This is a genomic window from Sphingopyxis sp., from assembly GCF_035998965.1.
Classification (GTDB): domain Bacteria; phylum Pseudomonadota; class Alphaproteobacteria; order Sphingomonadales; family Sphingomonadaceae; genus Sphingopyxis.
The window spans coordinates 13891-35256 of sequence record NZ_DASYHE010000039.1 but is presented as its reverse complement, the minus strand read 5'-3'; the positions used below and the strand labels follow the sequence as shown (position 1 = coordinate 35256).

21 protein-coding genes are annotated in these 21366 nt (G+C 63.7%); 6 read left to right on the top strand and 15 right to left on the bottom strand.

The annotated features are described in order from the left end of the window. Nucleotides 1–187: 187 nt before the first annotated feature. The 8 genes from VGN68_RS05915 to mdh form a co-directional block, all read right to left on the bottom strand. Nucleotides 188–820, bottom strand: a complete 633-nt coding sequence (locus VGN68_RS05915; RefSeq protein ID WP_414713017.1) for a trimeric intracellular cation channel family protein — start codon at nt 818–820, stop codon at nt 188–190. Between the two features lie 14 nt (nt 821–834). Further along, complete coding sequence (lpdA, locus tag VGN68_RS05910) at nt 835–2232, bottom strand: dihydrolipoyl dehydrogenase (RefSeq protein WP_327474800.1); 1398 nt, start codon at nt 2230–2232, stop codon at nt 835–837. A 44-nt stretch (nt 2233–2276) separates the two neighbouring features. Next, nucleotides 2277–2570, bottom strand: coding sequence for a GIY-YIG nuclease family protein (locus VGN68_RS05905; RefSeq protein WP_327474799.1), 294 nt, complete (start codon nt 2568–2570; stop codon nt 2277–2279). 121 nt (nt 2571–2691) lie between these two features. Further along, on the bottom strand, nt 2692–3933 hold the full coding sequence (odhB, locus tag VGN68_RS05900) for a 2-oxoglutarate dehydrogenase complex dihydrolipoyllysine-residue succinyltransferase (RefSeq protein WP_327474798.1): 1242 nt from the start codon (nt 3931–3933) through the stop codon (nt 2692–2694). Nucleotides 3934–3965: 32 nt separating this feature from the next. Further along, entirely contained in the window at nt 3966–6788 is a 2823-nt protein-coding gene (locus tag VGN68_RS05895; protein ID WP_327474796.1) for a 2-oxoglutarate dehydrogenase E1 component, read from the bottom strand. A gap of 90 nt (nt 6789–6878) precedes the next feature. Beyond that, on the bottom strand, nt 6879–7769 hold the full coding sequence (gene sucD / locus VGN68_RS05890) for a succinate--CoA ligase subunit alpha (protein WP_327474794.1): 891 nt from the start codon (nt 7767–7769) through the stop codon (nt 6879–6881). 10 nt (nt 7770–7779) lie between these two features. Then, nucleotides 7780–8472, bottom strand: a complete 693-nt coding sequence (locus tag VGN68_RS05885; RefSeq protein WP_327474792.1) for a hypothetical protein — start codon at nt 8470–8472, stop codon at nt 7780–7782. Beyond that, on the bottom strand, nt 8473–9435 hold the full coding sequence (gene mdh / locus VGN68_RS05880) for a malate dehydrogenase (protein ID WP_327474790.1): 963 nt from the start codon (nt 9433–9435) through the stop codon (nt 8473–8475). Nucleotides 9436–9747: 312 nt separating this feature from the next. Between mdh and VGN68_RS05875 the strand changes: the two genes are divergently transcribed. After that, nucleotides 9748–10791, top strand: a complete 1044-nt coding sequence (locus VGN68_RS05875; RefSeq protein ID WP_327474788.1) for a hypothetical protein — start codon at nt 9748–9750, stop codon at nt 10789–10791. Here the strand turns inward: VGN68_RS05875 and zapE are convergent. From zapE to VGN68_RS05855, 4 genes are all read right to left on the bottom strand, one after another. Next, nucleotides 10744–11883, bottom strand: coding sequence for a cell division protein ZapE (gene zapE / locus VGN68_RS05870; protein WP_327474850.1), 1140 nt, complete (start codon nt 11881–11883; stop codon nt 10744–10746). The two genes, VGN68_RS05875 and zapE, sit on opposite strands and share 48 nt — an antisense overlap. Next, nucleotides 11880–12377: a PaaI family thioesterase gene (locus VGN68_RS05865; protein ID WP_327474786.1), complete on the bottom strand. Its 498-nt coding sequence runs from the start codon at nt 12375–12377 to the stop codon at nt 11880–11882. Before VGN68_RS05865 ends, zapE begins: the two co-directional genes overlap by 4 nt. Nucleotides 12378–12478: 101 nt before the next feature. Further along, nucleotides 12479–13042 carry a GNAT family N-acetyltransferase gene (locus VGN68_RS05860; protein ID WP_327474784.1) on the bottom strand — a complete coding sequence of 188 codons (564 nt, stop codon included), beginning with the start codon at nt 13040–13042 and terminating at the stop codon, nt 12479–12481. Between the two features lie 31 nt (nt 13043–13073). Further along, nucleotides 13074–13856 (bottom strand): succinate dehydrogenase iron-sulfur subunit, encoded by a 783-nt coding sequence (locus VGN68_RS05855; protein WP_293700229.1) that lies wholly within the window; start codon nt 13854–13856, stop codon nt 13074–13076. 127 nt (nt 13857–13983) lie between these two features. On the opposite strand from VGN68_RS05855, the gene VGN68_RS05850 reads away from it, so the two are divergent. Genes VGN68_RS05850 through VGN68_RS05830 form a run of 5 tightly spaced genes read left to right on the top strand, consistent with a single transcriptional unit; the run spans nt 13984 to nt 18902 of the window. Beyond that, nucleotides 13984–15528 (top strand): lipopolysaccharide biosynthesis protein, encoded by a 1545-nt coding sequence (locus VGN68_RS05850; RefSeq protein WP_327474779.1) that lies wholly within the window; start codon nt 13984–13986, stop codon nt 15526–15528. After that, nucleotides 15525–16238, top strand: a complete 714-nt coding sequence (locus VGN68_RS05845) for an HAD-IB family phosphatase (protein ID WP_327474777.1) — start codon at nt 15525–15527, stop codon at nt 16236–16238. The genes VGN68_RS05850 and VGN68_RS05845 overlap by 4 nt, the downstream gene beginning before the upstream one ends. Continuing rightward, nucleotides 16238–17377, top strand: coding sequence for a hypothetical protein (locus VGN68_RS05840; RefSeq protein WP_327474775.1), 1140 nt, complete (start codon nt 16238–16240; stop codon nt 17375–17377). The genes VGN68_RS05845 and VGN68_RS05840 overlap by 1 nt, the downstream gene beginning before the upstream one ends. Further along, nucleotides 17374–18477 (top strand): CDP-alcohol phosphatidyltransferase family protein, encoded by a 1104-nt coding sequence (locus VGN68_RS05835; protein ID WP_327474773.1) that lies wholly within the window; start codon nt 17374–17376, stop codon nt 18475–18477. Before VGN68_RS05840 ends, VGN68_RS05835 begins: the two co-directional genes overlap by 4 nt. Then, entirely contained in the window at nt 18474–18902 is a 429-nt protein-coding gene (locus VGN68_RS05830; RefSeq protein WP_327474771.1) for an HIT family protein, read from the top strand. The genes VGN68_RS05835 and VGN68_RS05830 overlap by 4 nt, the downstream gene beginning before the upstream one ends. Here VGN68_RS05830 and VGN68_RS05825 read toward each other — a convergent pair. Genes VGN68_RS05825 through VGN68_RS05815 form a run of 3 tightly spaced genes read right to left on the bottom strand, consistent with a single transcriptional unit; the run spans nt 18890 to nt 21356 of the window. After that, a complete protein-coding gene (locus tag VGN68_RS05825; protein ID WP_310088572.1) occupies nt 18890–19654 on the bottom strand; it encodes a phosphocholine cytidylyltransferase family protein in 765 nt (254 codons plus the stop codon). The two genes, VGN68_RS05830 and VGN68_RS05825, sit on opposite strands and share 13 nt — an antisense overlap. Then, nucleotides 19651–20436: a nucleotidyltransferase family protein gene (locus VGN68_RS05820; RefSeq protein ID WP_327474768.1), complete on the bottom strand. Its 786-nt coding sequence runs from the start codon at nt 20434–20436 to the stop codon at nt 19651–19653. Before VGN68_RS05820 ends, VGN68_RS05825 begins: the two co-directional genes overlap by 4 nt. After that, nucleotides 20433–21356 (bottom strand): alpha/beta hydrolase, encoded by a 924-nt coding sequence (locus VGN68_RS05815; RefSeq protein WP_327474767.1) that lies wholly within the window; start codon nt 21354–21356, stop codon nt 20433–20435. The genes VGN68_RS05820 and VGN68_RS05815 overlap by 4 nt, the downstream gene beginning before the upstream one ends. Nucleotides 21357–21366: the final 10 nt, after the last annotated feature.

Sequence of the window (21366 nt, the reverse complement as noted above, 5' to 3'; positions counted from 1 at the left end):
TCCTCTGGCCGGTTTCGCCTAGCATGGCGTAGTTGACGCGAACTTCAAGTCAGGCGCCTAGAGCATCATGGTTGGCTTAGCGTCCTCATCGTCCGTTCGTGTCGAGCGAAGTCGAGGCACGCGAAGGCGGGCACGAACTCAGCGTGTCTCGACTTCGCTAAACACGAACGGGAAGGAGGCGAGCGCCCTAATCCCCTGTTTTAGGATCGCGATAGGCGGGGAGCGCGAGCGACCAGCGGATCGCCGCGCCGCGCAGGATGAACCCGGCCACCGCGCCGACCACCGCCGCAACCGGCGTGCCGACCCCGAACCACATGAGCAACAGGAAAAGCCCCGACGCGAGCGCCGCCGCGGTGACATAGATTTCCGGGCGCACGATGATCGACGGCACCCCCGCCAACACGTCGCGGATGATCCCGCCGACGCAGCCGGTGATCACTCCCATCAGCAAGGCAGGCATCGGCGGCACGCCCCACGCCATCGCCTTGGCGGTTCCGAACACACTGTACGCGGCCAGCCCGACGGCGTCGGCCCATTCGAGCAAGCGTCCCTGCCACCAGCGTTCAGGCGTCGACCACACGATCAGCGCGATCGCGATGCAAACCACCGAAATCGCCTCGTCCTGCACCCAGAACACCGGCGCGCCGATCAGCAGATCCCGCACGCTGCCGCCGCCAACTCCGGTAACCAGCGCAAAGAAGCTGGCGGTGAGCAGCGTCTGCCGCAATCGCACCGCCATCAACGCCCCCGACAGCGCGAACACGCCGATACCCGCCAGATCGAGCAAGCGGACGATCAACGCGTTGTCGATATCGGGCACGTGTCGCCCCTACGTCAGATGTGGATCGGCTTGCCCGTCACCGCCATCGCGGCTTCCTTCACTGCCTCGCTGTGCGTCGGATGCGCGTGACAGGTATAGGCGATGTCTTCGGATGTCGCGCCGAATTCCATCGCCTGCGCCGCCTGCGCGATCATCGTGCCGGCGACGCTGGCGATGCACCATACGCCGAGCACGCGGTCGGTCTTGGCGTCCGCAATGATCTTCACGAAGCCGTCGGGTTCGTGGTTGGTCTTGGCTCGGCTGTTGCCCGCCATCGGGAATTTGCCGACCTTGACCTCGCCGCGCTCTTTCGCCTGCTCTTCGGTCAGGCCGACCCCGGCGATTTCGGGCCAGGTGTAAACGACCGAGGGGATGACATCATGGTTCACGATTCCAGTCTGGCCCGCGATATTTTCTGCGCAGGCGATGCCTTCGTCCTCGGCCTTGTGCGCGAGCATCGGGCCGGGGATGACGTCGCCGATCGCCCAGATGCCCGGCACCTGGGTGCTGAAATCATGGTCGGTTTCGATCTGCCCGCGCGCGTTGACCGCGAGGCCCGCCTTGTCGAGCGCGAGGCCGTCGGTGTTCGGACGCCGCCCGATCGACACCAGCACGACATCGGCTTCGAGCGTTTCGGCATCGCCACCCGCCGCAGGTTCGAGCGTGAGGACGGCCTTCTTGCCCTTGACCACCGCGCCGGTAACCTTGGTCTTCAGCTTGAATTCGATGCCCTGCTTCTTGAAGATGCGGTTCGCATCCTTGCGGATATCCGCGTCCATGCCGGGCAGGATCTGGTCGAGATATTCGACGCAAGTGACCTTCGCGCCCAGACGGCGCCACACGCTGCCCAGTTCCAGCCCGATTACGCCGCCGCCGATGACTACCATATGATCCGGCACCTTCGCGAGTTCGAGCGCGCCGGTCGAATCGACGATGATCTGCTTGCCATTGTCGACATCGACACCCGGAAGCGGGGTCACCGACGAACCGGTGGCGATGATGATGTTTTTGGCGCGATAGGTCTTGCCCGCGATCTCGACACTGTCCTTGCCCGTGAACGCAGCATAGCCCTTGAGCCAGTCGACCTTGTTCTTCTTGAACAGGAACTCGATGCCGCCGGTCAGCCCCTTGACCGCATCGACGCGCTGCGCGTGCATCGCGGACAGGTTCAGCTTGGGGGTCACATCGATCCCCATCTTGGCCATCATGCCATTGGCGGCGGCGTCATAATATTCCGACGCGTGCAGCATCGCCTTTGACGGGATGCAGCCGACGTTGAGGCAGGTGCCGCCGAGCGTCGCACGGCCATCGGCGCACGCGGTCTTGAGCCCGAGCTGCGCGGCGCGGATCGCCGCGACATAACCGCCGGGGCCGGCACCGATGACAAGGACGTCGTAGTCGTAATCAGCCATGATTCACTCCGTTTGTGTTCCTGCGAACGCAGGAACCCAGGGCGTCAAAGAACAATCTTATCGAACAAATCCAGCCATTGCGGATTGTCCCGTTCGATCAGTTCAATCTTCCACGCCCGTTTCCATTTCTTCATTTGCAGCTCGCGATGCCGGGCCTGCTGAATGTCATCAAATGCTTCGTACCAGACCAGGGTGTGACAACCATATTTTTTGGTAAAGCTTCCCACCACCCCATTGCGATGTTGCCACACCCGCGCGAGCAGATCGCTGGTAACGCCGAGATACAACGTGCCATTTCGTGCGCTGGCCATCAGATAAAGAAAGCCCCGACGGGTCATTTCATACCTTCGTGTTCCTGCGCACGCAGGAACCCAGGGTCAGATTGCACCATCATTTCATCCTACCCTGGACTCCTGCATTCGCAGGAGAACAGCTAAACGATGTACGGTTTACACCGCCTTACAAATCGATCAGCAACCGCGTCGGATCCTCGATCGCTTCCTTGATCGTCTTGAGGAAGGTCACCGCTTCGCGGCCATCGATCAGGCGGTGGTCATAGCTGAGCGCCAGATACATCATCGGGCGGATCACAATCTCGCCGTTCCGCACAACCGGGCGATCCTCGATGCGGTGGAGGCCGAGCACTGCCGACTGCGGCGGGTTGATGATCGGGGTCGACATCAGGCCGCCGAACACCCCGCCGTTCGAGATGGTGAAGGTGCCGCCGGTCATGTCGTCCATCGTCAGCGTGCCGTCCTTGGCCCGCTTGCCGAGGTCGGCGATCGCCTTTTCGATCTCAGCAAAGCTCAGGCCATCGGCGTTGCGGACGACCGGCACGACCAGCCCGTTCGGCGCGCTGACCGCGACCGAGACGTCGAGATAGTCGTGATAGACGATCTCGTCGCCGTCGATCCGCGCATTGACCGCGGGAATGTCATGCGCAGCGAGTGCCACCGCCTTGGTGAAAAAGCTCATGAAGCCGAGGCGCACGCCATGCTTCTTCTCGAATGTCTCGCGATATTTGTCGCGCGTCGCCATCACCGCCGACATGTCGACGTCGTTGAACGTCGTCAGCATCGCGGCGGTATCCTGCGCCGCTTTGAGCCGCTTCGCGATCGTCTGACGCATCCGCGTCATCTTGACGCGTTCCTCGCGCCGGCCCGGAGCGCCCGATGTGGCGGGCGTTGCCGCCGCAGGAGCCGGCGCAGCGGCGGGCGCCTCAGGCGCCGCATTGGCTGCGGCTAGGACGTCTTCCTTCGTCAGACGCCCATCCTTGCCGGTGCCTTTGATCCGGCTCGGGTCGAGGCCATGTTCGAGCACCAGACGGCGCACCGCGGGCGAGAGGGTGGTGACGCCATCGCCGCTGTCCTCGGTCGCGGGCGCCGGAGCGGTCGCGGCGGGAGCCGGAGCGGCTGCCTCGGCTTTTGCAGCGGGAGCAGCTGCTGGCGCAGCCGCCTTGCCGTCACCCACTTCGATCGTTGCGATCGTCGCGCCGACATTGACCGTATCGCCGACCGCGGCGACCTGCTGGCCCATAACCCCGGCCACCGGCGAGGGAACCTCGACCGCGACCTTGTCGGTCTCTAGGCTGGCGATCGGCTCGTCGAGCGCAACGGCGTCGCCCGGCTGTTTCAGCCATTCGCCGATCGTCGCTTCGGTGACGCTTTCGCCCAGCGTGGGGACTTTGACTTCGGTGCTCATAGGTGCAGTTCCTTGGGGGTCTTATGCCTGAATCAGGCTTTATTCTTGCTGCGGCGAATTTCGGCGCGGACGCTCAGGCCGAGCGCATCAGCGACCAGCGCCGCCTGCTCGGTCTGATGTCGGCTCATCAAGCCCGTCGCGGGCGAGGCCGCGGCGGTGCGACCGGCATAGCGCGGCCGCATGCCCTTTTTGCCAGCAGCGGTCAGCGCGTCCTCGATGAACGGCTCAACGAACGACCAGCCGCCGTTGTTGCGCGGTTCTTCCTGCGCCCACACCACATCTTCCAGCTTCGGCATCCGCTTCAGGCGCACGGCGAGCGGATCGCCGGGGAAGGGATAAAGCTGTTCGATGCGGATCACCGTCGTGTCGGTCAGCCCCGCTGCATCGCGCGCTTCCATCAGATCGTAGCCGACCTTGCCCGAACAGAGCACGACGCGTTTGACGTCCTTGTCTTCGGGCGCGGTGCGGTCGGACATGATGCGCCGGAAATGCGCCTCGCCGATAAAGTCGCTGCGCTGCGACACCGCCAGCTTGTGGCGGAGTAGCGATTTCGGCGTCATGATGATCAGCGGCTTGCGGAACGGGCGCAGCATCTGGCGGCGCAGGACGTGGAAATAGTTCGACGGGGTCGAAATATTGCACACCTGGATATTGTCGCCCGCGCACAGTTGCAGGAAGCGTTCGAGGCGCGCCGAGCTATGCTCCGGCCCCTGCCCTTCATAACCGTGCGGCAGAAGCAGCACGAGGCCGTTGGCGCGCAGCCACTTGGCCTCGCCCGACGCGATGAACTGGTCGATCATGATCTGCGCGCCATTGGCGAAGTCGCCAAACTGCGCTTCCCAAAGCACGAGGCTCTTCGGATCGGCCATCGCATAGCCATATTCGAAGCCGAGCACGCCATATTCGGACAGCGGGCTGTCGAGCACTTCGAAGCGGCCGTGCGGGACGGTGGTCAGCGGCACATATTTGCGCTCGTCCTTTTGGTCGACCCAGACGGCGTGGCGCTGACTGAAGGTCCCGCGCCCCGAATCCTGCCCCGACAGACGGACCTGATAGCCTTCGCTCAGCAAGGTGCCGAAGGCGAGGCTTTCGGCGGTCGCCCAGTCGAACACTTCTTTGTCGCTCTTGTCCGCGAACATCGCGCCGCGTGCGTCGATCACCCGGCGCAGCGTCTTGTGGACGTCCAGATCGTCGGGGACGGTTGTCATGATGCGGCCGATCGAATCGAACAGCTTCTCACTGACCCCGGTCGAGATATTGCGGCGGGAATTTTCGGGATCGGCAGGAGCGTGCAGCCCCGACCAGCGCCCGGCAAACCAGTCGGCCTTGTTCGGCTTGTAGCTTTTAGCACCCTCGAAATCATCTTCGAGCCGCGCGATGAACTCGGCGCGGCGGGCGTCGGCCCAACCGGCGTCGATCACGCCTTCGCTTTCGAGCTTCGCGGCGCACAGCTGTGACACCGGCGGATGTTGGCGGATACGCGCATACATCAACGGCTGGGTGAACGACGGCTCGTCACCTTCATTATGGCCAAAGCGGCGATAGCACCACATGTCGATCACGACGTCGCGCTTGAACTGCTGGCGGAAATCGATCGCGAGCTTGCAGGCGAAAGTCACCGCTTCGGGATCATCGCCGTTGACGTGCAGGATCGGCGCCATCACGCCCTTGGCTACGTCCGACGGATAGGGCGACGAGCGCGCATATTGCGGGCTGGTCGTAAAACCGATCTGGTTGTTGACGATGAAGTGGATGCAGCCACCGGTATTGTAGCCGCGGATGCCCGAGAAACCGAGGCATTCCCAGACGATCCCTTGCCCCGCAAACGCCGCGTCGCCGTGGATCAGCACGGGCAGCACCTGCTCATGCTTTTCCAGATCGTCACGCACCACCTGCTGCGCGCGGACCTTGCCGAGCACAACGGGATCGACCGCTTCGAGGTGGGACGGGTTGGGGACCAACGACATATGCACCGACGCGCCGCCGAACTCGCGGTCGGTCGAGGTGCCGAGGTGATATTTGACGTCGCCCGAACCGCCGATGTCGTCGGGGTTCGCCGATCCGCCGGCAAATTCGTGGAAGATGATCTTGTACGGCTTGGCCATCACGTTCGCGAGCATGTTGAGGCGCCCGCGATGCGCCATGCCATAGACGATTTCCTTGACCCCGTACTGGCCGCCATATTTGATGATGGCTTCCATCGCGGGGATCATGCTTTCGCCACCGTCGAGCCCGAAGCGCTTGGTCCCGACATATTTTTTGGCGAGGAATTTTTCCCACTCCTCGGCCTCGATCACCTTGTTCAGGATGGCGCGTTTGCCCTCGACCGAAAATTCGATGATCTTGTCGGCGCCTTCCATCCGTTCCTGCAGGAACTGGCGCTCTTTCAAGTCGGCGATGTGCATATATTCCAGGCCGACATTGCCGCAATAATTGGCGCGCAGGATCGCGACGATCTCGCGCACCGTCGCGCGTTCGAGCCCCAGCGTCCCACCCAGCCACACGGGGCGGTCCTGATCGGCGCCGACAAAGCCATGATATTCGGGGGTGAGATCCGCGGGCAACTCGCGCTGGCTGAGCCCCAGCGGGTCAAGATTGGCGGCCAGATGGCCGCGCACGCGATAGGTGCGGATCAGCATCATCGCGCGGATCGAATCATTCGCGGCGCGTTCGACTTCGGCATTCGACAGCGGCGCGCCGCCTTTCGCGGCAGCAGCCTTGACCGCAACCTGCATCTGCTGCGGATCGAGCGCGGCGGTCAGGTCGTCGCTGTCGATCTGCGGCCAGTTTTTCGGCGCCCAGCTGGGACCAGTCTGCGGCTCGTCGATGTCAAAGCTTTGTCGTTCGAGGTTCATCATCTTTTCCATTCTCGAAAGAGAAATGGCTCCGGGGAGGATATGGGAGCAACGCCCGCCAACAACGACCGTTGCCGGCGGGCGCTTAAATCAAACGCGTTCTTTCAGCACTTCGACCAGCGTGGTGCCGAGTTCGGACGGGCTCGCCGACATGGTGATACCCGCGGCTTCCATCGCCGCGATCTTGCTTTCGGCGTCGCCCTTGCCGCCCGACACGATCGCGCCGGCGTGGCCCATACGGCGGCCCGGAGGCGCGGTGCGGCCCGCGATGAAGCCCGCCATCGGCTTTTTGCGGCCGCGCTTCGCTTCGTCGATCAGGAACTGCGCCGCCTGCTCTTCGGCGTCGCCGCCGATTTCGCCGATCATGATGATCGACTTGGTCGCTTCGTCGGCGAGGAAGAGTTCGAGCACGTCGATGAAATTGGTGCCGTTGACCGGATCGCCGCCGATGCCGACCGCGGTCGTCTGACCCAACCCCGCATTCGTCGTCTGGAACACCGCCTCATAGGTCAGCGTGCCCGAGCGCGAGACGACGCCGACGCTGCCCTTCGAAAAGATGCTGCCGGGCATGATGCCGATCTTGCATTCGCCCGGCGTCAGCACGCCGGGGCAGTTCGGGCCGATCAGGCGCGACTTCGAGCCCGAAAGGGCGCGCTTCACCTTAACCATGTCGAGCACCGGAATGCCCTCGGTGATGCAGACGATCAGCTCCATCTCGGCGTCGATCGCCTCGAGGATCGAGTCGGCGGCGAACGGCGGCGGCACGTAAATGCAGCTCGCGGTCGCGCCGGTCGCAGCCTTGGCTTCTTCAACGGTGTTGAAGTTGGGCAGGCCGATGTGCGTCGTGCCGCCCTTGCCCGGCGTCACGCCGCCGACCATTTTGGTGCCGTAAGCCAGCGCCTGTTCGGTGTGAAAGGTGCCGGTGGCACCGGTCATCCCTTGCGTGATGACCTTGGTGTGTTTGTCGATGAGAATGCTCATGGATATTTCCTCAAATTATTATCACCTGATCGCGAAACCCCATGACCATCGTAAGGCCATACGGCGCATAAGGATTGAAATTCTCAATCCGCTTATTGAATGACGAAACCTTCCAACCACCGAAGCCGAAATGGACTTCCAAATACCCGATCCGCCCTTTGCCCGCTTGCCATGAATAAGCCGTGCTGCCGAATGCACCGGCAGCGGTCTTGGGTTTCGCACCGAAGACCTGTTCGACAACCGGAGACGCAATCGGGTTCTTCTGTACGCCGTCGCCTAGCAAGTCGTGTATTCGACATTCGCCGACTGTTCGGGCGCCGTCGTCCGCTCCAAAAACTGAGAGATAGAGGGTACGCCCCGCGACATCTTTGCGAAACACCTGACCGCCCAGCATCTCGGTCGGCACAGATGCATAGTCGTTCGCCATCGCAAAGCTACCAAAGAGCAGATGATTGAGCGACTCGATCCTTCCTGACGCCGAAACATCGCGCCGGGAGAGGTTGGGCGTATCACTTTCAATCAGAGTCCAGCCGTTGGCTCCCGCTTCGCTTGCCCAATGGACAATCGCGTCCGATGCGGGGCCGATGAAACCCGCCCGCTTCGCCGACCGATAGTCGATGGAACAGACGGATTTCAGTTCCCGTATTACCAGCTCGGCCGGGTAAACCGGCTGAACCGCAGCTAAGGCAAACGCAGCGAGCATTTATGCCAGCGAGGGATCCAGCGCCTTGCACGCATCCAGCAGCTCCTTGACCGCATCGACCGACACCTGCAGGCCCGCCTTGTCTTCGGCATCGAGTTCGATCTCGACGATCTTCTCGACCCCGCCCGCACCGATCATCACCGGCACGCCGACATAAAGGCCGTCGAGGCCGTACTGGCCGTCGACATAGGCGGCGCAGGGCAGGATGCGCTTCTGGTCGCCCAGATAGGCTTCGGCCATCGCGATGCCCGAAGCAGCCGGGGCATAGAAGGCCGAACCCGTGCCGAGCAGCGCGACAATCTCTCCGCCGCCGCCGCGGGTGCGCTTGACGATCGCGTCGATCTTGTCCTGCGACGACAGACCCATCTTGACGAGGTCGGGAACGGGGATGCCGTTGACCGTCGAATAGCGGACGACGGGGACCATCGTGTCACCATGGCCGCCGAGGACGAAGGTGTTCACATCCTTGACCGACACGTCGAATTCGTCGGCGATAAAGTGGCTGAAGCGCGCCGAATCGAGCACGCCGGCCATGCCGACGACCTTGTTATGCGGCAGGCCCGAGAATTCGCGCAGCGCCCACACCATGGCGTCGAGCGGGTTGGTGATGCAGATGACGAACGCGTCGGGGGCGTTGGCCTTGATGCCCTCACCCACGGCCTTCATGACCTTCAGGTTGATACCGAGCAGATCGTCGCGGCTCATGCCCGGCTTGCGAGCGACACCCGCGGTGACGATGATGACATCGGCGCCCGCGATGTCGGCATAGTCGTTCGAGCCGGTGATCTTGGCGTCAAAGCCCGCGATCGGACCAACCTGCGACAGGTCGAGCGCCTTGCCTTGCGGTACGCCTTCGACGACGTCGAACAGGACGACATCGCCGAGTTCCTTTTGCGCGGCGAGCAGCGCCAGCGTTCCGCCGATATTCCCGGCTCCGATCAATGCGATCTTCTTGCGTCCCATGGCGCGCGGCACTCCCTTCCTGGCAAGCCCGGCAATGCTTCACAGACCGGCGGCACACGGGCTAAAGTGCCATCCCGATCCCAAGACTGGGGTCGCCCCTACGCCGATTCCCTTAACGAAACAACCGCGAAAAGGTCGAAAATCCGCCTTTTTTTGCAAATAGTTCGCAATAACAAAAAGCGGTGTCGCCGCTGACCTCGCGCGGGTTTGGATGGACAATGCTGTGCTTGCATGACAGGTTTCGGACCATCGGGGGATGGCCGCATAGCCGAGTTAACCCTCCTTTATCGCTGGGGTGCTAGGCGCGAGCGGATGACGCGGGCAATCATCAGTTTCGATACCGAATTATCGGCCGGACTGTACCAGCGCGGCGCCGATGCGCGCGCCAATTTCGAAAGCTCGATCCTGGGGCGTTGCCGCGACGGCGATTTCGGCATTCATTTCCAGATGGACATGCTCGACCGCCACGGCCTGACCGGGGTGTTCTTTATCGATCCGATGCCGGCGCTGGTTTACGGCCCAGAGGTCATCGATGCGATCGTGCGCCCCGTCGTCGAGCGCGGGCACGAGGTGCAGGTGCATATTCATACCGAATGGCTCGCCTTTGCGCGCTTCAACCCGGTCGGACGCCTCACCGGACGCAACATTGGCGATTTCCCGCTGGCGGCGCAAAAGAAGCTGATCGCGCTTGCCCGCGATATATTGTTGGGCGCCGGCGCGCCGAAACCCAACGCCTTTCGCGCCGGCAATTTCGGCGCCAATGATGATACGCTGCGCGCGCTGGCCGCGCTCGGCTTCCGCTTCGACAGCAGCTTCAACGGCGCGTATCTGGGCCACGGCTGCGCGATCTCGCTCGATGCGAGCAATTTGGGGATGCGCGAGCATCATGGCATCGTCGAAGTGCCGGTCAGCGGCCTGATGGACCGCGCGAATCGCTTTCGCCCCGCCCAGCTGTGCGCGATGTCCGAAGAGGAAATGCGCGATGCGCTCGATCATGCCGCGGCCAGCGGCGCGATCCAGTTTTCGGCGTTCAGCCACAGTTTCGAATTGCTCAGCCGCGATCGCAAGGTGGCCAACCGGCTCGCCATTTCGCGGATGGAGGCGCTGTGCCGCGCGGTTGCCGACGATCCGCGGGTGACCAGCGGCGGCCTTGCCAACCTGCCCGCACCGCCCCCTCGTCCGGCGCGCATCCATGTCCCCGCCCCGCGCCCGCTGCGCACCCTGCGCCGCGTCATTCAACAGGGCTTTGGACATCTGGCCCATGAGGTGCGTTATGTCCGCGATGTCATTGCGGTGACGATCAACTCGTCACGATGGGGAAAAATTGTCAGCGGCGTACTGTTGGCCATGGCCTAGCGCCAGATAGTCGTCGGACTGCATTTCGGACAGGCGGCTGGCCGTGCGTTCGAACTCAAACGCCCCATCGCCTGCGACGTAAAGATCATCCGGCATCGCCGCCGCGCTTGCCAGCAGCTTGACCTTATATTCGTAGAGCGCGTCGATCAGCGTGACGAAGCGCGCCGCTTCGTTGCGGTTTTCCGGCCCCATGCGCGGGATGCCGACGATAATCACCGTGTGGAAGTGGCGCGCGACCGCCAGATAGTCGGGCGCCCCGCGCGCTTCGGCGCACAGCCGCTTGAACGAAAAAACTGCGACGCCTTTCAACGCTTTCGGGACATGCAATGTCCGCCCACCGCCCAGATCGAGATCGAGCGTCGGGACATGCGCGCGATCCTCGGGCGGATAGTCGGTCAGGCGGAAAAAGGCCGCCGACAGCGCCGCACTCGCGGCATCGTCGGCGGGCACGAACCAGCGCGCGCCATCGCCCAGCCGGTCGCGGCGATAGTCGGTGGGGCCGTTCAATCCCATCACGTCGAGCTTCGCCTCGACCAGCGCAATGAAGGGCAGGAAATGCTCGCGGTTGAGTCCGTCCTTGTACAGGTCGCTCGGCGGACGGTTCGAGGTTGCGACCACCGTCACCCCGCGATCGATCAGTGCGGTGAACAGCCGCGAGAGAATCATCGCATCGGCGCTGTTGTTCACCACCATCTCGTCGAACGCGAGGCAGCGAACGTCGGAGACCAGCGCGTCGGCGACCAGCGGGATCGGGTCGCCCGCCTCGCTTTTGCGTACCTCGCGCATCCGGGCATGGACGTCGAGCATGAAGGCGTGGAAATGGACGCGGCGTTTGCGCTGGATGTGCAGCTGGTCGTAGAACAGGTCCATCAGCATCGACTTGCCGCGCCCGACCGCCCCCCACAGATAGACACCGCGTGGGCTCTCGGGCTTGCGCCCGGTCAGCCGCCACAGCAGACTGCCGCGCGGCGGCACCGCCTCGAGTTCGGCCTGCAATGCGTTCAGCCGCTCGGCGGCCGCGCGCTGTTCGGGATCAGGGCGAAGCTCGCCGCCCGCGACGAGCGCGTCATAGGCCGCCAGCACCGACATCAGCCGCGATCCTTGCTCGCCTTGCGAATGGTGCCGGCAAAGCTGAGGACGATATGACTGTCGCCCTCGCCCTGCACGACCAGCCCGCGCAGGAAGATCAGGCGACCCGTCTCGCGCACCAGCTCCACCACCGCGTCGAGCGGCTCGCCGAGCCGACCGGCGCCGACAAATTGCGTCGACAGGTCGAGCGTTACCGAATGACCGGCGTTGAGCGAGCCAAACTGATGCGACGCCGCGAACAGCGCAATATCGACCAGCGCCAGCGTCACCGCGCCATGGACATTGTCGCCCAGATTGCTGTGCTTGCGCTCAGGGATCATGCGCACCCGCGCGCAGGGACGGCCATCGGGCGTCGGCGGCTCAACCCGTACCGTCAGCGGTTCGATAAAGCTGTTGAACCGCGTCGCATCCTTGAGATCCCAGCTCAGCCAACCATCGTCCAGCGCCTCGGCGCTGAAATGGTCGGCGCGCTTTGGTTCTTCGATCCCGTCATTCATGGAGTACCTATCCCGGGCCATAATCTACGCGGCTCAGCCCGCTGATATGGCTCAAGCGCGACCCGCCTTACGACGCAAGCAATAATTGAAAACGGGCCGCGCTAATCGGTTAGGTCGAGCGCCATATGAATAATCGCCGCCATTCGATGTCCGTCGTCGGCAGTCGCACCGCGCACGCCTTTTACTACCGCAAGCGGTCCCGAAAGATATGGTCTCGCGGTTCCTGCTACCTTGAAACCAAGGTCTGCGAGCTGAGCAATCCGCTTCGTCCCAGCATAGGTTTCACCGATCACATGGCGACATCCCTGAGCCCTTGCATGATTGATCCGGATGCTATCAAGAGCCGCTGAACATCCCCGGCCGCTATGCGACGCGGCGACAACCAATCGATTCAACGACCCAATCGGACCATCAAGAGATTCTGAAAATACGCCGTCAAATATCTCGGCATGCGGAAGCTCAGCCAGCGAATCGTGAACGCTCAACCGCGCCGCGGCAACGATACGCTCGCGGTCGCGAACCGCCCAATGGGCTGCAATCGTGTCGTGAGCGTCGGTCCACTGCCCGATGTCGGGAAAGGATTCGACCCGCGCCCGCCACGCCGCAACGCGCAGCGCATAGATTTCTTCCAGATCGGCCGGATCGTAGATCCGCTCGGCATACATCGCCGTGACTGGAAGCGCCGCGGACGCCCGATCAGACCTGCCGCTCGGCCTCGAGCTTCTTAATCTCGGCAATCGCGCGCGCCGGGTTGAGCCCCTTCGGGCAGGCGTTGGCGCAATTCATGATCGTGTGGCAGCGATAGAGGCGGAAGGGGTCTTCGAGCTCGTCGAGCCGTTCGCCGGTCATTTCATCGCGACTGTCGGCGAGCCAGCGATACGCCTGAAGCAGGATCGCGGGGCCAAGGAACTTGTCGCTGTTCCACCAATAGCTGGGGCAGCTGGTCGAACAGCAAGCGCACAGGATGCACTCGTACAGCCCGTCGAGCTTTTCGCGTTCGGCGGGCGATTGCAGCCGCTCCTTGCCGCTCGGCGTCGTCGTCTTGGTCTTCAGCCACGGTTCGATCGACGCATATTGCGCATAGAAATGGGTGAAGTCGGGGACCAAATCCTTGATCACATCCATCGCGGGCAGCGGGGTGATCGTGATGTCGCCCTTCAGATCCTCAATCGCGGTGGTGCAGGCGAGGCCGTTCTTGCCGTTCATGTTCATCGAACAGCTGCCGCAAATCCCCTCGCGGCACGAGCGGCGGAAGGTCAGCGAACTATCCTGCTCGCTCTTCATCTTGATCAGTGCGTCGAGCACCATCGGGCCGCATTTTTCGGTGTCGATCTCGAACGTGTCGAAGCGCGGATTCTGACCGCTGTCGGGATCGTAGCGATAGACTTTGAACTTTTTGACCGCAGCCGCGCCCTCGGCCTTGTGGACCTTGCCCGTCTTTTGCGGGCGGCTGTTCTTGGGCAGGCGAAATTCGGCCATGACACGAGCTCCTTGGGCAATTGCGGGCTGACTAGACCCGATTGGCGGGGACGACAAGGGGGTGATCGGGGGTTGAACGCGCGAAAGCCGCTGGCAGGGGCGCGGGCAAGGCGCTAGGGCGGCTGCGATGAGCGAAAGCGCCGCCCACCCCGCCGTCACCAGCCGCAGCGTCGCACGCGGACTTGGCACAACGGTGCTCGCACGGCTGGGCGCGGTCGTCGAAATCGTGGCGCAGCCGCTGTATGTGCTGATGTTCGGGCTCGCGGGTTATGGCCTGTATGCGGTGCTTTGGGCGGCGATAAACCTGCTCGAAAACATCTTCGACATGGGCATGACCAGCGCGATGCAGCGCACCGTGCCGCAATCGGCGAGCGATACCGAGGCGGCGGCGGCACTGCGCACCGCGATGATTTTTGGCGTCGGGCCGTGCATCGTCGTCGCGGCGCTGATCGCGGCGTTCGCCGCCGATCTTGGCCCGTTACTCAACGTGGCGGAACAGGACCGCGAACTCGTTACCCCGGCGATCTGCATTTTCGTCTGGGCGCTGCCGCTCTGGGCCTTTGTCGAGATCGCAACCTCGGCGCTGCGCGCGCGGATGGTGTTCGGCGCCGAGATCCGGCTGCGGATCGTCTGGGAACAGGTGTTGCGGCTGGTGTTCGCAGGGCTGTTCTTTGCCGGCGGACTGGGACTCAAAGGTCTGTTCATTGCGCATCTCTGCTCGCTTGCCATCACGGCCATCCTCTGCGTGCGCCTGCTCGGCCAACATTATGACCTGGAGGCCTTTTGGCGCAGTCCGCGGGGCACCGATATTTCGCGCAACACCTTCTGGGCCGGGCTGTCGATCCTGCCGTCGAACATCATCGCGCGATTGTTCGGCGATGCCCCGGCATTGATCCTCAACCTGTTGCTGCCGGGTGCCGCTGGAGCCGCGGCGGCAGGCCTATTCACCATCGCGCGCAAGCTGTCGAGCGTCGTACAGCTTGTCCGCATCGCTTTCGTCTATGTGATGGCGCCGCTCGCCGCGAGCGCCGAGCGCGAGGACCGGCGCCAAGTCGCCGACATCTATGCGTATGCGACGCGGCTGATTTCGGCGATCGCATTGCCGCTCGCTGCGGTGCTGGCCGCGGGCAGCGCCTCGCTGCTCAGCCTGTTCGGCGCGCAGGCACAGGCGGCGCAGGCGGCGCTGGTCATCCTGCTGTTCGCGCGCGCCGCCGAAGCGGTGCTAGGCATCTCGTCGCCGGTGTTGCAGGTCGTCTCCGCCTTTCGCCACCAATTGACCGCGAGCATCTTTGGCGTCGGCGTGGCGATCGGTGCAGGCTGGCTGATCGTCGATCATATGGATGCCCTGACCGGGGTCACGCTCGCGACGTCGATCGGCTTGGTCGTGATGGCCGCGATCCCGACGCTCCAATTGGCGATGAATGAAAAACTGCATCCGTTCGACCATCAGTTCCCGGTCGTCGCGATCCGCGGAATGACGCTGACCTTTGTCGCCGGCGGGGCCACGCTGCTGGTCGATCAGCTACCCGATCCCGTCGCGCTGCCGCTGATCGTGATCATCGCGCTGGCGTCGATCTGGGCCGCGATCCGCTTTGCGCTGCCCTATGCCGACCGCGCCTCGCTGGGGAGGGCGGGGCGAAAACTGCGCCTGATCGGAAGCGAGCCGACATGACCGACCCGGCCCCGCGCGTCGCAATCTATGATCTTGACCGCACCGTCCTTCGCAAACCGACCTTCACGCTGTTCCTGCTGTGGGCAGCGGCGCGCGAGGCGCCGTGGCGCCTCCTGCTGGTGCCACTGCTGGCCGCGCTGATGATCGGCTATGCGCTGCGCCTCTATGGCCGCGACCGGTTCAAGCCCGCCGCGATCCGCCTGATGCTGGGACCGCATCTGACCCCTGCGCGCGCCGCGGGTCTTGCAGCGAAATTCGCCTCCTGGCGTGTACCGCGCGACGTTCCGCCGGGCGCGCAAGCCTGCATCGCGCGCGACCGGGCCGAGGGGTACCGGCTGCTGATGGCGACCGCGGCGCCCGAATTTTACGCGGGCGCGATCGCCGACGCGCTGGGGTTCGATGCGATCGTCGCCTCGCGCCACCAGCGCGATCCCGACGGCAACTGGCTGCCGGGGCTCGACGGACCCAATTGTTACGGCGCCGAAAAAGCGCGGCGGGTCGCTGAATGGCTGGCTGCCCATGCACCCGATGGCGCCGCGCATATCCGCGCCTATTCGGATCATGTCAGCGATGCGCCGACCTTTGCCCTTGCTGATCAAGCCTGGCTCGTCGGGCGCGGCAAAAAATTCGTCCGGCTGGCGGCGCAGCATGGCTGGCAGGTGGCCGATTTTGAAGAAGCGACGGCAGGCGCCGCCGCCAAGGTTCAATAATGCGCATCCTCTTCTTGTTCATCGGCGAACCGCATCAGATTTTCCACGCGCTGCCGATCGCGGCCGAAATGGCGGCGGCGGGATCCGATGTTGAAGTTGCCGTTGCCAGCACCCGCCATCTGCCCGTGGTCGACCAAGTCGCGGCCGCTTACCCCGGCTTTGCTCCCCGCATTAAACTGCTGGGGCAGCGGGGGATCAGCCGCTGGCTTCGCGCCCGCGCCATCATTCGCCATCCGCGTCTGCCGATCCTGTTTGGCGCGCTGCGCTTCCTTCGCCAGTTCGACGCGATCGTCGTGCCCGAGCGGACAACCACCGCGATCCGCCACTTCCTGCCGCGCCGCACGCGACTGATCTTTACCCCGCATGGCGCGGGCGACCGTGCAATCATGCTCGATCCGCGCGACCGACATTTCGATTTCGTGCTGGTCGCCGGGGAAAAGAGCGAGCAGCGACTGCTCGATGCCGGGACGATCCGGCCTGGGCACTACGCGCTCAACGGCTATGTAAAACTCGACTTGATGGCGCGTCTCGACAAGACGCGCACGCCTCTGTTCGACAACGATCGCCCAACTGTCCTGTATGCGCCGCACTTTCATCGCGGGCTATCGTCATGGGACCGTTTCGGGCGTGACATCATCGACTGGTTCGCGGCGCAAGATCGCTATAATCTGGTCGTCGCGCCGCACATTCGCCTGTTTGCCGAGGCGAGCGATGCCGACCGCGCCGCGGTGAAGGCGCTCGCCGTGCCGGGCAAGATTTTGATCGATCTCGGCACCGATCGCTTGTTCGACATGAGCTATACCAGCGGCGCCGATATCTATCTGGGCGATGTCAGCAGTCAGGTGTACGAATTTCTGTCGACGCCGCGCCCGTGCCTGTTCCTCAACGCGCATGACGTCGATTGGGTCGGTGATCCTGACTATCTGTTCTGGACGTTGGGCGACGTGATCGACGATCTTGCCGACCTGCCCGAGGCGCTCGATAAGGCGACTGCGCGCCACCCGCACTATATCGACGCCCAACGCGAACGGTTGGCCGAATCAATCGGGGGCGATCCGGCGGGCGCAGCGCGGCGGGGGGCCGAAGCGATTGCGCGCTTTCTTGCAAAGGATGCTGCACAGGATAAGAGCGGCGGATGAGCGAATTAACGACCCTGCCCGCCTTGGCACTGATCGGCGACAATGCGACCCTGCTGTGGGGGATGACCAACGACGAAAGACTGCGCCGGATGGCGCGGGCCGAGGGACTACCCGATACGCCGCCCGCGTCGGGAGCGCAGTTGTTCGTCAATCTCGACTATGTCTTCGATCCGGTGTGGCTGCGCCACATCATCACCCTGCCTGGCACGGTGGTGATGGACGGCGACGCGCTGGTGATGGCGCACCTGACCGGCGGCATGACCCCCGATGATATCGCGGCGCATCGCGACGCGCTGACGCTCATCGATTACCGCGACAATCCGCAAATCTACAACCGCCAGCTGCGCAAGCTGGATACGCCGTTTATCCAGCGGCTGACCCCCGAGACGCGGCGCGAAATCGAGCGCAAAAGCTATTTTGGTGCCTACAAGGGCGTCACCGATTTGCTTACCAAATATCTGTGGCCCGAACTGGCGCTTTGGCTGACGCGGATTGCCGCCAGCATCGGCATGACCCCGAATATGGTCACGGCGATCGGTGCGGCGCTTTGCATCTACGCCACCTATCTTTTCGCTTACGGCCATTATTGGACCGGGATGCTCGCTGCCTTCATCTTCATGGTGTTCGACACCGTCGATGGGAAGCTCGCGCGCTGCACGATCACCTCGTCGAAATGGGGCAATATCGCCGACCATGGCGTCGATTTGGTCCACCCGCCCTTTTGGTGGTATTTCTGGGGCGTCGGCTTGGGCAGCTGGGGGCTCGCATTGTCCGACCAGACCTTCCTGCTGGTGATGATCGCGGTCGTCGCGGGCTATGTGCTCCAGCGCGTGATCGAGGGGATGTTCATCAAGGATTTCGGCATGGACGTCCACGTCTGGCGCCGTTTCGATAGCCAGTTCCGGCTGATCACCGCGCGCCGTAATCCCAACATCGCGATCCTGTTCTTCGCGACGCTCGCGGGTCGCCCCGACATCGGGCTGATCGCGGTCGCATGGTGGACGATCATCTCGCTGGTCGTCCATGCGGTGCAGCTGGTGCAGGCCTATGCCCAGCGGCGCGCCGGGCGCCCGATTGTCAGCTGGATGGAGGAAGCATGAACGACACCATCGCCAAATTCGGCCATCCCGCGACGCTGATCGCCGAATATGATCATTGGGTTGTGCTGCTGCGTCCGGCGCAGCCGACACTCGGCGCGCTGGTGCTGGCGGCGAAATCCGACGCGACGGCGTTCGGCGATCTGCCCGCGGCAGCGCATGCCGAGCTCAAGATCGTCACGGCGGCGATCGAGGCCGCGCTGGGTCACGCGATCGGCTATACGCGGATCAATTATCTGATGCTGATGATGGTCGATCCGCACGTTCATTTCCACGTCCTGCCGCGCTATGACGGCGAACGGATGGGCGCAGGCCTTGCGGTCACCGATACCGGTTGGCCGGGGCCGCCCGATCTGGCGCAGGCGGTGAAGCTCGGCGATGCACAGATCGCGGCGCTCACCGACTGGCTGAAGTCCTATTTCGCGTAACGGCCTTCTGCCGCCCATTTCGCGGTAAGCGCATCGGCGGCTTCGACATCCTGCGGGAAGTCGACCTCCTGCCACTCCAGACCTTCGATCGATACGGTGCCGACGCGATTGCCCTTGGCGATGACGTCGATCGCGCGCAGATACCAGCGCTCGACCCCTTCGGGGGTGCGCATCATCTGATCGATTTGGTTGCGAAAGATTGACGGGCCATCGCCGACAAAGGCCAGCATCCCGATCGATTCGGCGTTGGTGTCGGGGGGCAGCAGCCGCTTGCCGATATGGTGCAGTCGCCCCGCGGCGTCGCGATTCACCTTCATATCGTCGTCGTCATAGTCGGGTTTGACGTCGACGGTGACGGTGATCGGTTCGTTCGCCCCGGCGATAAGCTTGGCGACGATCTCTTCCGAAATGATGGTGTCGCCGTTGAGAATGATGAAATCGCGGTCCATTTCCTCACGCGCGATCCAGCACGTGCCCAGATTGTCGGCGACCTGGAAAAAGGGGTTGAACAAGGTGCGGATACGCACCCCGGTGTCGCGATAGAGCTGCAACGCATGATCCTCGACGCGTTCGGTGCGGAATCCCGTTACGACGACGATGTCCTTGATGCCGTTCGCGGCCAGCGCCGCGACCTGCCAGCCGATCAGCGTGCGACCGTTCAGGTCGATCAGGCATTTGGGGATGTCGCGGGTCAGCGGCAGCAGGCGCGAACCCTGCCCAGCCGACAGGATGATGGCTTTTTCGATGGTCATAGGATTGGCCCTATAGCGGCTTGGCCCCGTGCGGCAAATATCCGCTCGATCAGCTCGATATCGGAAGGCTTGTCGGCGTCGATGCACGCCTCGGCCTCGGACATCGGTATGATCGTCGCCTTCAGTCCGAAGCGCAGCCCGGCGCGCGCCACCCCCTGCTGGATCGTGAACAGGCGGAGCAGCGCGCCGATCAGCAGCCATGGGCCGAACGCCGCAATGATCTTCAGTCCCTTTTTGCGGTCGCGTTCGATCCGCCCCCAGAAGTCGAGCAGCGGCAGCACGCGCCGCCCGCGCAGGTAGAACAGGTTCGCGCCCGACCACCCGCCGCCGCGGAATTTGAGCCAGGTGCGTCTGGATTCTGGATAGCGTTCGAACAGCACGGCGCGCTCAACCATCGCCACTGCAACATCGCTATCCGCGGCGCCGCGCAGGAATTCGGCGAGCATCGTCGGGGTGAGCAGGACATGGTCGGCGGTGGTCACGAGCAGCGGATCGTCGCCCGTAGGCAGCGCCGCCGCGAGCGAGCTGCTGATCCCTTGTCCCGAATCGACGAAATGCAGGTCGGCGAAATCCGCCAGCTCCGGCTGGACGGCAAGTTCGGCACTGTTCTGCGCGAGGATCGTGATCGGGCCGACCTCTGGTGCGGCGCGCAGCGCGCGCACGACATGGACCAACATCGGCTGTCCCGCGATGGGCAGCAACGCCTTGGTCGATACCCCGCTGCCGGTCAGCAGCGGGTCGGGGCCGGGACGGCTACCCGCGAGGATGATCGCCGGAATCATTCGGCGATGGGTGCAGGCGCAACCGGGCGCGCGGTGACGCCGCGCAGGAAATCGGTCATCTCGGGCAGGATTGGGCCTTTGTATGCGAGGGGTTTGGTGAGGGCCATCACCAGGTCATTGTGGCTGAGCCCGTCATATTCGCGCAGCGCCGCCGAGCCGCCGAGCTTTTGCATCGCCGCCGCCAGTCGCTGGCTGTTGCGCACGCGCACTACGGTGTCAGCGGTGCCATGGCCGAGCCACAGCGGCGGCGCATCGGCGCGCACGAAAGTGATCGGCTGGGTCCGCTCGACCGGGCGGATGTCGCCCATCGCGACATCGGCGCGGCCGCCCTCCTCGAAGGGCGCGAAATCATAGGGGCCAGCCAGCGCCGCGACGCCGCGGATCACCGACGTGTCGCTGCCCGCCGCCTTCATCCACTGCGGGTCGAGCGCCAGCATCACCGCATTATAGGCACCCGCCGAATGACCCGACAATGCGATGCGATCGGGATCGCCGCCATAGTTCGCGATATTGGCGTCGGTCCATGCGACGGCGGCGGCGCTGTCGTGGAGGAAGTCGGGCCAATGCCCGTCGGGGACGATCCGGTAGTCGGGGATGACGACAATGAAGCCCTGCCGCGCAAAGGCGCGCCCAGCGAAGCCATAATCGTCGCGCTGGCCGCTGTACCAGCCGCCACCGTAAAGCCAGACGAGCACCGGCAGCTTGTCGGTCTTCTTGGTCCCCGTCGGCACCCAGATGTTGAGCTTGTTGCGCTCCCCCGAACCATAGGGCTGCCCCGCCACCTGCAAGGTCGCGCCGTCACTATCGCCGAGCAGTCGGTCGCCAAGGTTGAGCGATTTCGCGCCGCCCGCGACAATGATCCGCGCCGCGCCGCCGAACAACAGGATCAGCAGGACAGCCACGAGCAGGAATTTGATCAAGCGTCGTCCT